The 11,364-nt window shown below is 41.6% G+C and carries 9 protein-coding genes; 6 read left to right on the top strand and 3 right to left on the bottom strand.

The genetic code is table 11. The annotated features are described in order from the left end of the window. Positions 1-167: 167 nt before the first annotated feature. Both V7L31_RS02470 and V7L31_RS02465 read right to left on the bottom strand, forming a co-directional pair. Positions 168-935: a circadian clock KaiB family protein gene (locus V7L31_RS02470; RefSeq protein ID WP_179066174.1), complete on the bottom strand. Its 768-nt coding sequence runs from the start codon at positions 933-935 to the stop codon at positions 168-170. 266 nt (positions 936-1,201) lie between these two features. Then, positions 1,202-2,470: a type IV pilus twitching motility protein PilT gene (locus V7L31_RS02465; RefSeq protein ID WP_334694781.1), complete on the bottom strand. Its 1,269-nt coding sequence runs from the start codon at positions 2,468-2,470 to the stop codon at positions 1,202-1,204. 729 nt (positions 2,471-3,199) lie between these two features. Here V7L31_RS02465 and V7L31_RS02460 point away from each other — a divergent pair. Both V7L31_RS02460 and wecB read left to right on the top strand, forming a co-directional pair. Beyond that, positions 3,200-3,571: a hypothetical protein gene (locus tag V7L31_RS02460; RefSeq protein ID WP_292844585.1), complete on the top strand. Its 372-nt coding sequence runs from the start codon at positions 3,200-3,202 to the stop codon at positions 3,569-3,571. 478 nt (positions 3,572-4,049) lie between these two features. Continuing rightward, a complete protein-coding gene (wecB, locus tag V7L31_RS02455; protein ID WP_334694780.1) occupies positions 4,050-5,180 on the top strand; it encodes a non-hydrolyzing UDP-N-acetylglucosamine 2-epimerase in 1,131 nt (376 codons plus the stop codon). Between the two features lie 233 nt (positions 5,181-5,413). Here wecB and V7L31_RS02450 read toward each other — a convergent pair whose 3' ends face one another. After that, complete coding sequence (locus V7L31_RS02450) at positions 5,414-6,004, bottom strand: peptidoglycan-binding domain-containing protein (protein ID WP_179066178.1); 591 nt, start codon at positions 6,002-6,004, stop codon at positions 5,414-5,416. An 850-nt stretch (positions 6,005-6,854) separates the two neighbouring features. Here V7L31_RS02450 and V7L31_RS02445 point away from each other — a divergent pair. The 4 genes from V7L31_RS02445 to V7L31_RS02430 all read left to right on the top strand — a co-directional run bounded on the left by V7L31_RS02445 (position 6,855) and on the right by V7L31_RS02430 (position 11,288). Beyond that, on the top strand, positions 6,855-7,892 hold the full coding sequence (locus tag V7L31_RS02445; RefSeq protein WP_334694779.1) for an NADP(H)-dependent aldo-keto reductase: 1,038 nt from the start codon (positions 6,855-6,857) through the stop codon (positions 7,890-7,892). 216 nt (positions 7,893-8,108) lie between these two features. After that, entirely contained in the window at positions 8,109-9,203 is a 1,095-nt protein-coding gene (locus V7L31_RS02440) for an aliphatic sulfonate ABC transporter substrate-binding protein (RefSeq protein ID WP_334694778.1), read from the top strand. Positions 9,204-9,229: 26 nt separating this feature from the next. Next, positions 9,230-10,357 (top strand): aryl-sulfate sulfotransferase, encoded by a 1,128-nt coding sequence (locus V7L31_RS02435; protein WP_334694777.1) that lies wholly within the window; start codon positions 9,230-9,232, stop codon positions 10,355-10,357. 259 nt (positions 10,358-10,616) lie between these two features. Continuing rightward, a complete protein-coding gene (locus V7L31_RS02430) occupies positions 10,617-11,288 on the top strand; it encodes a glutathione S-transferase family protein (protein WP_334694776.1) in 672 nt (223 codons plus the stop codon). The last annotated feature ends 76 nt before the right edge of the window (positions 11,289-11,364 follow it).

Raw genomic sequence — 11,364 nt, 5'->3', positions numbered from 1 at the left:
GTGCTAGATGTAAATAGCTGAAAGTCAGTCTACATAAGGTGCGCGGATGGTTTAAAGATGATATAGCCCTGAAATCCTTGTATATACGACGATCTAGCCATTTTTGTTGTTACCCCTTCTCCAACACCCACCCATTCGCGCATTTGGCAAGAAAATTAGTCGATTATTTAAAATGTTTCCTTAGCAGCTAGCATTTGTAAAATCTTTTCTACATGATCCAACTCTCCAACGATGCGCCGAATTGGGTGAGGCCAAACCTTGACAAGGGTAGGAGTTGCAGAAACCTGATTGAGTTCTGCTTGTTCTGGATGACTTAAAACATCAATCACCTTCAGAGTATAAGGATGTCCGAGCGATCGCTCTAATAATTCATGTAAATTCTGAAGGATGCGTTCAGTAGTACTGCTATGTCCGGCGACAAACAAGCGGAGAACATAGCCTTGTGCGATCGCTTCTTTTTTTTGGACTATAACTGGTTGGTGGTATTTTGGCACAGGTTCAGAAAGGTCTAGGCGAACAATTAAATCGTGATCTTCCCAAAGCTGCGGGAATGAGGAACGATAAGTTGTTAACACCATGCGATCGCACAACCCCTCTTGCCAGGGAGCTGCTTGCCATACTAACTCCCCTGTGCCAAAAATGGCATTAAGTAAAGCTTGATGTCTAATTACAGCCGGATAAGCTTCAGCAAAAGTTCGCACTTGCTGAGTGCGCGGATCTAACCAGTTGTCAATAGTTGCAGTATAACAAGGCACTAAAAAATGCGGCGGCTCTGGCAAATCTAGAATTTCTTGCAAAGCCGAACACAAATGCAAATGCCATCGACCCTGCTTGCTAGGGTCGATGCAGTAAATTAAATCTCCTCCAGGTGTAAATAGGGCAATGCCTTTAAACAACTGGGGTGTAGATAGTTTATTTGTCGTCAAGTTATTCACAGAGGTTAGGAAGCTAAAAGTAAAAAATTCTCTCTTTTACCTTTTACCTTAGCTATAACCGCAACCAGGATCGCAAAGATATTTGGAATTGGGTACTAGGGACTAGGGACTGGGTGAAGATGAGGGTGATGAATCTGCGATCGCGAGTACATTTTCTACAGAAGTGAAGATGAGGGAGATGAGGGAAAATTACTGACTACTAAATATTGACCAATCCCCAGTCCCCAGTCCCCAATCCCCAATCCCCAATCCCCAATTCCCCAATCCTAAACCCGACCTCGGAGAAACTGCGCCATTTCGTTAGGAGTTGGCGACATTTCTAAAGCCGTTTCTTCAGTGATGCGGCCGTTTTGATAGAGATTGAGCAACGACTGATTCATCGTAATCATGCCATCAAAGCTAGCTTGTTTCATCAACTCGCCAATTTCATCATACTTACCGTCTTTAATCCATTCTTTAATAGCCTCGGTATTGATCAGCACATCGTGGAAAGCAGCCCGCTTACCATCAGTTGTACGACACAAACCTTGAGCAATTACTGACACTAAAGACTCAGAAATTGCCACCCGCATTGCATCCTGTTCGTCACCAGAGTAGAGGTTAAGAATCCGCTCAATGGTTTTAACAGCGCTATTGGTGTGCAGGGTTCCCATGACCAAGTGACCTGTTTGAGCAGCTTTTAGGGCGGTGTTAACTGTTTCCTTATCCCGCATTTCCCCTACCAGAATCAAATCTGGGTCTTCCCGCAAAGCTGCTTTCAAAGCGTTGTCAAATTTCCGAGTATGCATTCCCACTTCCCGCTGTTTGACTAAAGACTTGCGGCTTTGATGGATAAATTCTATCGGGTCTTCAATGGTGATGATATGCTTGGCCATCTCCTTATTGATGTAGTCAACCATCGCTGCCATTGTGGTGGACTTTCCAGAACCAGTGGGCCCAGTTACCAAAATTAAACCTTTATGGTGATGACAAATATCCCGAAAGATTGGAGGTAAATTCAACTGTTCCATAGTTAAGATTTTTAGCGGAATTAACCGCAACACCATTGCAGGCCCTCTAAGAGTACCAAAAACATTAATCCGCACGCGAGCAAAATCATATTGAGTTGCTCCGTCAAATTCTAAGTGTTCTTCAAAGCGCTGAATTTCCGCCTCACTCATCACCTCCCGCAGCCAATTCATAAAAGCTTCTTTATCTGTTTCGGGATAATCCATTGATTGAATTTCTCCTCGGCTGCGAAAGCGTGGTACTTCACCTACTCCTAAGTGAAGGTCAGAATATCCCTGGTCGTAAGCTTCCCTAATTAACTTTTCTAAAGTTGGCCCCTTACTGTTCTGAGGGCGAACTGAAGTCGGTATTGGTGGTGGACTACCCGGACGATGACCTGCAACAGGCGGGTTACTTGACATATCTAGTGTTTGTGTCATCTGCCGCGGCGTACTAACGGTTGGGGTTGGCGGTGGTGGCGGCGGCATTGGTGGCAGGTTACGTCCGGGAGCAGAGTTAGTAGCTAATGGAGACTGTGATTCTGTCATATATCTTCACATTTGGCAATTAAAAAGTTGAATTAACGAGAAGTCAAGTCACTTGCTTTGATGACTTTTGAAAAATGCTTGTCTGCAAGCTTTAGCAGTGATGTAAGACGATTGAAACTCTAGAACCACGGTCAATCCATTTAATCCACCTCAATTGGTATCTTTTTTTCCTGAGATTCTACTACTCAGAAAATTTAGATAAATTATTTAACTTATCTAACCTGGTTTAACACACGCAAGGACTCAAAACACCTCAGCAAATATACATTGATTTAAAAGTAATTTTTAATACTTAAGTTTTAAGGTGAATTTTATTAGGATTTAGATGAGAAATTTATTTTAGGTATGGACACGAATTGCCAGCAATTAACAGCACAAATACTGGCAGATCATTTATTCAGCCCATTTAGGAATTATGAGAACTACTGCTAATTTTTATAAGAAATGTTAAGTTGAATAGAAGCGATATCGTGGGGATCAAGGTTAAAAGGTGTGAGCTTTTAGGTTATATATCTCAAGATAGATGCAGTAAACAAGTTTTTTAAATAGATAGAAAATTGAGTTTATATCCATAATTACAAAAAATTAACTGTAAACTTTAGTAAACAAATGCTCATTTTTCCCATTAGTTTTTATATACTGAATTTCACTGAAAGAATTCAGTTTTACTTGCAAAAAGCGAGATATGACTGAAATTAAAATATGCTCTGTATTTTGGGAGGAAAAGTCATGGTTTCTGCTCAAAGCTCTAATCTAGGAAAGACCTACTCCTTGTTGATGATTAAAAGCTTTTTAATATGGACTTTTACATTAGCAGTATGCTTGTTGGTTGTGGGTTTTCCACTAGTTGTTTTAATGGCTACGGTCGGATGTCTGTTGTCGATTATCTTGCAATCGGTGATGCCTGTTAGTGCGGTTTTGCTGGTAGCAGGCGCTTTAATCATGTTTAATGTCATGGCAGTTGTATTGGCTGCGGGTGTGCTAACTGTTAAAGGAGTTCATCCTAGTGAAGTTAAATGGTTAAGCTGGCTGCATGGAGAGGCAGACCAAACGCAGACTACTGTTTATGCTGCTTGCCCTCTAACTTGTGAGATCAAATAGTTATTACAAGTGAATTGACAAACAGTGCGTCTGCCCGGTTAAGCCGGGTTTTTTCATTTGTGAGATCAAGAATATAGTCATTAACGTGAGTTCGACAGACCTCTCCCTGCCTTGAACTAAAGTTCAAGTCTGTCCCTCTCCGACTCGGAGAGGGACAGGTTTTGCGTAGTAAAACCAGGGAGAGGTCTTTTGGGTGGACATGATATGACTAGTCGAACTCGCTTTCATTAGTGCCAATGACCAATGCCCAATCACTAAAGCGGCGGGGCGGCTATCCCTCTCCACCGATTTGCGGGATGGTGTTTCCCACCGCTTTTAATAAATAGTGCATTTGCCCGGTGAAGCCGGGTTTTTTTGTATCTTGTGTGATTTATGATTTTATATTTATGGTTTGTGTGATGATTGACCGCCCACTCTTGACTATTGAGCAAAGACCATTGACTATAACCATTGGCAAATTACACACGACCAATAACTAATGACTAATCAAAAACGCGTTTGCATTATCTTAGGTACTCGCCCAGAAGCGATCAAACTAGCTCCGGTGATTCAGGTTTTCCAGAAGTATTCAGGTTTTAAGTTGCAAGTAATTCTAACTGGACAGCATCGGGAGATGGTCGAGCAAGTTATGCAACTGTTTAATATCAAGTCAGATTATAACTTGGAAATTATGCAGGTTCAGCAATCTCTGAATGATATTACCTGCCGGAGTTTACAAGGGTTAGAAGCATTATTTAAGGTGGAAAAGCCAGATTTAGTAATCGTGCAGGGGGATACTACCACGGCTTTTGCGGCAGCTTTGGCAGCTTTTTATCAAAAAATCCCTGTTGGTCATGTAGAAGCAGGGTTAAGGACTGATGATATATTCAATCCTTACCCAGAAGAAGCTAATCGGCGGTTGATTTCTCAAATTACTCAGTTGCACTTTGCGCCGACTCCTTGGGCTGTGGAAAATTTGCATTGTTCTGGTGTTTTGGGTGAAATTCACATGACGGGTAACACGGTAATTGATGCCTTGTTGAATGTGGCGGCAACCCAAGTAGTTTGTAATGTGCCAGGTTTAGACTGGGAATCATATCGGGTTCTGTTAGCAACAGTGCATCGGCGGGAGAATTGGGGAGAACCTCTCGAAGCGATCGCAGAGGGCTTTTTACAAATTTTAAACAAGTTTCCTGATACAGCTTTGCTTTTACCATTGCACCGCAATCCCACTGTGCGAGTCCCATTGCAGGAACTTTTAGGGAATCATCCCCGAATTTTCTTGACAGAACCTCTAGATTATGGTGAATTGGTGGCAGCAATTGGGCGATCGCATCTTTTACTGACTGACTCTGGTGGCTTGCAAGAAGAAGCCCCCAGTTTGGGAAAACCAGTACTGGTTTTGAGAGACACTACCGAAAGACCGGAGGCTGTTACAGCTGGTACAGCCAAACTTGTAGGCACTACAAGTGAGAATATTTTTGCGGCTGCTAGCGAGTTACTCAGTGACTCAGATGCCTATGAAGCGATGGCAAATGCAATCAATCCCTTTGGAGATGGTCATGCCGCAGAGCGCATTTTGCAGATTGTGCAAAATTACTTGGGTATTTCATCAGAAACATCAACTTAGGAACTTATAGATTAAACAAAGTGCAAAATTTCTGTTTTGTATGGTGTATAAAATCAGTTTTGATCCCGGTTTTTCATTTTTACCAGTTTTTGTCTAGTGAGGTCATCTTGCCCGCTTGAGGACGGGCGAGACGGTGCGAAGTTTTGATTTAAGTTCCTGATTTATGATTTCTCTCGATTGCGCCAGAAAACAGGTAGAACTTGGAAAGGAGATTTTTCAAAGATAGCTTCTGGCTAAATACCCAAAGCAGATCGAGTTTCGGGCCCCACAACACCATCTACCAGTAGACCTTTACTTTGCTGAAAGCTTCTGACTCGGCTAACAGTTTCTTGACCATAAATTCCATCAACTGTGAGATTACCTAAAGCTGTTTGAACATCTCTGACCAGCTGACCTTTAGAACCAGGGGTAAGAATCACCGAACCACCAACACCACCAGGTTTAGTCACAGGAGGGTTGTTAGGTTTATCACCAATCCATCGGGCAAAAACGTATCTACCCGTAGAAAGCCTAGCAAAACCGTTTTCATACCTTTCAATCTCTGGAAGTGTCGCCCCATTTGATACACAATCCACATAAGAGTAGTTAGTACTTGGGCCTGTACGGATACGTAAACAACTGCCGTTAGTTTTTACATAAGCAGCCGAACTCATTTGAATTTGGCTGACAGCACCAAGTAATACACCAACACCAGCTAAAGCTAACCAAGCCGAAGATTTAAGTAGTTTTTTCCAATTGAATTGAGGTTTAGGAAGATTATACTTAGGGTTTCCAGATGCCTCTTCTTGAGCAATAAACATGTGGGAATAAGCAAGATATTCCATAATTCGCTCCTTTATATGAAAAAATGAGTAATTGCAGAGAACTACTTGGTTGTTCTCTGTATTTATTCTTAGTATATTTTATATCACGGTTCTTTCCAAAGGTTTTTTTAGTAGTGAAATTAAGAAAAAATAAAATTAGTCATTGGTCATTAGTCATTGGTCATTGGTCATTGGTACTAATGATTAAGGAGTAATGACTTGTTTGAGTCCAAATAAACTCACAAAGAAGCTAACTCGTCTAAGTCTTTCGGCTTGTATCGGATCGTCTACCGAAGCCTCATATCCTTTTCAATATTTATTAAGTTTTAATTTTAGAAGAATCTGAAGACTTTTTGGTATACTACGGTAAGTCAGTCCATTTGTCGGAGTATATGCTTAGACTGAAAAAGTCGAACTCACAAAAACTCAATAAAAGCAAGTATTTTTTACTACAATTTCAGATTTTTTATCACTCCAAGCTAGATTACTTATCTGGCGGTTCACTACGTCCATTAAATACTTGCTGTGTATCAATTTAACGTAGTATTAGCACATAAAGATTTTGCTGATAGTTTTTTATTGGTTTATTGCCAGACGACTGTAGTTTTGAGACAAAAGAGTTGTATGACGAAAGCTCTATGATGAACATCGACTCAAAATGAGTGTAATGCAAACTTTACAGTATTTCAATTCCAGAAAATATCGTCTATTTTTTAGCGGACAAATGTTATCGATGAGTTTTACAAGCAATTATAAAAAATAGAGAATTTACTGCATCAAAATTATATTAAACAGGAAAATCTTTTAGAGTCAAGCTTGTGTGATAGATTATCTAAAAACCGCGTTTCTGACCTAAGACTAATACAAGAATATGAAGTATAACCAACTTGGCAAAAGTGACTTAAAGGTTTCCGAAATTTGTCTGGGCACAATGACTTATGGACAGCAAAATACTATCGAAGAAGCCCACGAGCAGCTAGATTATTCTATTGCCCAAGGAGTCAATTTTATTGATGCGGCAGAGATGTACCCTGTGCCAACAAGTGCTGAAACTTATGGCTTAACTGAAACTTACATCGGGGAATGGTTAAAACGTCAACAAAGAGAGCAACTTATTATAGCTACTAAAATTGCTGGCCCTGGACGAGGCTTTAAATGGGTACGTGGTGGAGCCAAAGCAATTGATCGTGATAATATCAAACAAGCTGTAGATGATAGTCTAAAAAGATTACAGACCGACTATATCGATCTGTACCAAATTCATTGGCCAGATCGCTACGTGCCACGGTTTGGGCAAACGGTATTCGATCCGACTCAGGTGGAAAAAACTGTTCCCATAACTGAACAGCTAGCAGTTTTTGATGATGTAATTAAAGCAGGGAAAATTCGCTATCTTGGTTTGAGTAATGAAACCCCTTGGGGAGTTGCCCAATTTAGTAATGCTGCTAAACAATTAGGATTGCCCAAAGTTGTTTCGATTCAAAATGCTTACAACTTGCTAAATCGAGTATTTGACGGAGCCTTAGCAGAAGCAGTCTATCACGAAGAAATTGGGTTACTAGCTTATAGTCCTTTAGCATTTGGCTACTTGACTGGCAAATACCTAAATGGCAAACCAGAGAAAGCAAGAGTTACGTTGTTTGAAAATTTTGGTCAGCGCTATTTGAAACCAAAAGTCAGTCAAGCAGTAGAAGCTTATGTGGAAATTGCCAAGCGCTATCAACTTAGTCCAGTACATCTAGCTTTGGCATTCGTGCGGAGTCGTTGGTTTGTGCCTAGCACAATTATTGGTGCTACCACACTAGAACAACTCAAAGAGAATCTGGAAAGTGTGGATGTAGTTCTCAACAAAGACATTTTGGAAGAGTTGGATATAGTTCATGCTCAGTCACCAAACCCGGCACCGTAGGAGTGGTGAGTAATGAGTAATGAGTAATGAGTAATGAGTGATGAGTAATGAGTGATGAGTGGTGAATTACCGAACTAACTTATAAACGGCGCAAGCCTGAGGAGTTTTGCCTCGTTACCAGGCTCCAGCTTGGTAACGCCTTCCTGAGCCTCTGGCTCTCATTAATCAATTTCCAGTTTGTCTGGAATTATCTTAGTTTTATGGAGCAATAAATCATTGACGAGTAAATTTAAAAATTCTTATTTGCGGTGTAGCTTAAAAAGTTTGCTTCGAGTTGGTCAACAGGGTTCAACCAAAGCACTCATCTGGTTATTGGTAACGCAATCTAGCTTGAGTTTGATGGTTTCTGGATGTAGCCCAACGAACTCTGCTAATTCCACAGTAAAACCTGTGAGTGACCAGAGTCAAACTTCCTCAACAGCACAAAATTCTGCAACTGAAAAACAGACAGTAGTTCGCATTGGTTATATTAAAGGAAGTTTGTCTGCGATCGCAAAAGAACGCGGCACTTTAGAGCGTGAACTCACTCCCAAAAATATAAAAATTGAGTGGGTTGGTACATTCCCATCATTTGCACCTGTATTAGAAACAATCAATGCTAAAAGTTCTGATTTAGGAGCAGGCGGTGATATTGCTGGTTTATCTGCTTTATCTGGTGGGATTAATGCTTGCATCATTGCCTACCGACCGGCTAATCGCAACTCAGAAGGCATTGTAGTTCATGCCGATTCACCCATTCGGAAATTCGATGATTTGATTGGTAAAAAAGTCATTGTGAATCGAGGCGGAATCAGCGAACATTTGCTATTGAAACTATTAGAAAAAGAAAATATTCCCAAAGAGAAAGTAAGTCGCGTTTACATGAAACCCGATGAAGCCTTACCCGCTTGGGCATCTCATCACGTCGATGCTTGGACAGTTTGGGACCCTTGGGTTGCTACTGCTGAACTCAAATACAATGCCCGCCAAATTCCTTTGCCTGCACAAGTCCCCCATTACTCCCTTTATATGGTGGATAGGGATGCACTAAAAGAAAAATCTCAGGCGATTAGGGAAGTTATTGCAATTCTTGCTAAAGAAGCTGAATGGCTAAATAAAAATCCCCAGGAGAATCAAAAAGTATACCAAAAAGTATCAGGATTACAGCCTGAAGTTGTAAAGCGTACATTTGAACGCCGGCCTGTTGATGGAGTACTTCCCTTAGAACCAAAAGTAATTGCTGATTTACAGAGTGCTGCTGATTGGATATACAAACAGGGAATTGTTCAGAAACGAGTAGAAGTGCGTGATGCACTCTGTCCGAGTTCTTAGATTCAAAACTAGATATTAGGTAAAATATGACTTTTACAGCAACATCAGTTGATCAAAATACTATTCGTCGTCGGGGTACTGGTTTAAAGGCTTACAATCCCGAAAAAGTATTCAAAGGATACACACTTTTCACACCTCTAACAGGCCAAGGTGAAGTCTACCTCCTAAATCTAGAAGGAGAAGTAGTACACCAGTGGAATCTGCCTTATCCACCAGGGTTATATGGTTATCTCTTGCCCAATGGCAACCTTTTTTATAACGGTAAGACTCCACCAGAAGAACCACTACGTTTTGCTTTGTGGGCTGCATTCAAAAGTGGCGTTGTTTTAGAAGCAGATCCCAAAGGAAATATTATCTGGGAATATAAGCATCCAGATCATCATCATGATGGACGCAGACTAGCCAATGGCAACACAATAATACTCGCCATTGAAAAGATACCTCAGTCGTTAGTTCCCCGGATCAAAGGCGGTGTAGCAGGTACAGAACCAAATGGTGAGATATATGCTGATGTGCTTTATGAGGTGACTCCAGGAGGCGAAATTGTTTGGACTTGGCACGCTCACGAACACCTCGATCCAGATATATTTACGATTACACCCCAAGATCATCGACATGAATGGACTCATGGGAATACTGTGGGTGAACTCGCGGATGGCAACATTATAGTCAGCTTTCGCAATATCTCCACAGTTGTCATTATCGATCGCAAAACCGGAGAAATCATCTGGACGTTGGGTGATGATGTGCTAGCACAGCAGCACTTCCCGAACGAACTCGCTAACGGTAATATCTTGATTTTCGACAATGGCGCACATCGTCGTAACATCGCTCTCAATTTCTCCCGTGTAATTGAGGTGAACCGCCAAACCAAAGAGATAGTTTGGGAATACAAGGACAACCCGCCCCAAAATTTCTTTAGCTCTTACATATCAGGAGCGCAACGTTTAGCCAATGGCAATACCTTGATTACAGAAGGTGCTTATGGTCGAATTTTCGAGGTGACAGTTACAGGTGAAATTGTTTGGGAATATATCAATCCCCACTTTGCAGTTAGAAATATTCCTGGTGAGAAGTCGCCCGTAACTAGTGGGGAACAAAATACAGTTTTTCGCGCCTTCCGGTATGCACCTGAAGAAGTGCCCTGGCTTTAGGGGAAGGCAGGGGGGCAGGGGAGCAGAGGAGGAAATAATTAATCCCTATTACCTATTCTTTACCCCCTATCCTTACCAACAATTTTGGGTTATTTGAGTATTACTCCAGTTTTAAAGTTTGGTTAGTGTCAAGAATTTTTCACGCTACACACGCCTCAAAAAGGATTTTGTGACACTAACAATTTAAGATTTGGGATTTTGGATGAAAATTCAATTCCCAATGGCGATTAACAAGTCCTATTTACCAAGGTACTTAAACATGGCTGAAATTAAAGTATACAGTGCAGTTGTTTGTCCTTATGCTCACCGTACCCGCTTGGTACTCCAAGAGAAAGGCATCGACTTTGATTTGATTGAGATTGATTTGCAGAATAAGCCGGAAGGGTTTACCAAAGTTTCCCCCTATGGTAAAGTTCCTGCGATCGCTCATGGCGATAACCGAGTTTGGGAGTCTGCGGTAATTAACGAATATCTCGATGAGGTATTTCCCAATCCACCACTGTTACCCAGCAACCCTATTGCTAAGGCACAAGCTCGCATCTGGATCGATTTTGCCAACACCAGGTTCGTTCCCGCTTTTTCTACCCTGTTGCGGAGTTCTGATCCCCAAAAACAAGAAGAAGCTAAACAGGAACTATACAAACACCTGGAATTCATTGAAAACGAAGGTTTAGCAAAGCTATCAAAAGAAGGCCCCTACTGGTTTGGTGAATCCATCAGTTTGGTCGATTTCACCTACTTCCCCTGGTTTGAGCGCTGGGCTGCACTCAAGCAGTATCGTGGCTTTGGAATCCCAGAGCAATTCACCCGTGTACGTCAGTGGAAACGGGCTTTGAAAGAGCGTGAATCAGTGAAAGCGATCGCTCATTCTAAGGAATTCTACATCGAGCGGTATGCTAAATTCGCTGCGCCTACTCTCGCTGCTGTTTAGGGACTTCCAAATAAAAATATCCAATTACTTCTTGTGGGGTGGGCGTCTCGCCCGCCCAGTCCATAGGGCGGGCAAG

Source organism: Nostoc sp., from assembly GCF_036916655.1.
GTDB lineage: Bacteria > Cyanobacteriota > Cyanobacteriia > Cyanobacteriales > Nostocaceae > Nostoc.
This window is presented reverse-complemented; position numbering and strand designations above follow the sequence as displayed.

What these genes read in the sequence shown, in the direction of transcription:
- V7L31_RS02465 (WP_334694781.1), bottom strand. Translation starts at nt 2,470, where the DNA reads ATGACAGAATCACAGTCTCCATTAGCTACTAACTCTGCTCCCGGACGT.
- V7L31_RS02460 (WP_292844585.1), top strand. Translation starts at nt 3,200, where the DNA reads ATGGTTTCTGCTCAAAGCTCTAATCTAGGAAAGACCTACTCCTTGTTG.
- wecB (WP_334694780.1), top strand. Translation starts at nt 4,050, where the DNA reads ATGACTAATCAAAAACGCGTTTGCATTATCTTAGGTACTCGCCCAGAA.
- V7L31_RS02450 (WP_179066178.1), bottom strand. Translation starts at nt 6,004, where the DNA reads ATGGAATATCTTGCTTATTCCCACATGTTTATTGCTCAAGAAGAGGCA.
- V7L31_RS02445 (WP_334694779.1), top strand. Translation starts at nt 6,855, where the DNA reads ATGAAGTATAACCAACTTGGCAAAAGTGACTTAAAGGTTTCCGAAATT.
- V7L31_RS02435 (WP_334694777.1), top strand. Translation starts at nt 9,230, where the DNA reads ATGACTTTTACAGCAACATCAGTTGATCAAAATACTATTCGTCGTCGG.
- V7L31_RS02430 (WP_334694776.1), top strand. Translation starts at nt 10,617, where the DNA reads ATGGCTGAAATTAAAGTATACAGTGCAGTTGTTTGTCCTTATGCTCAC.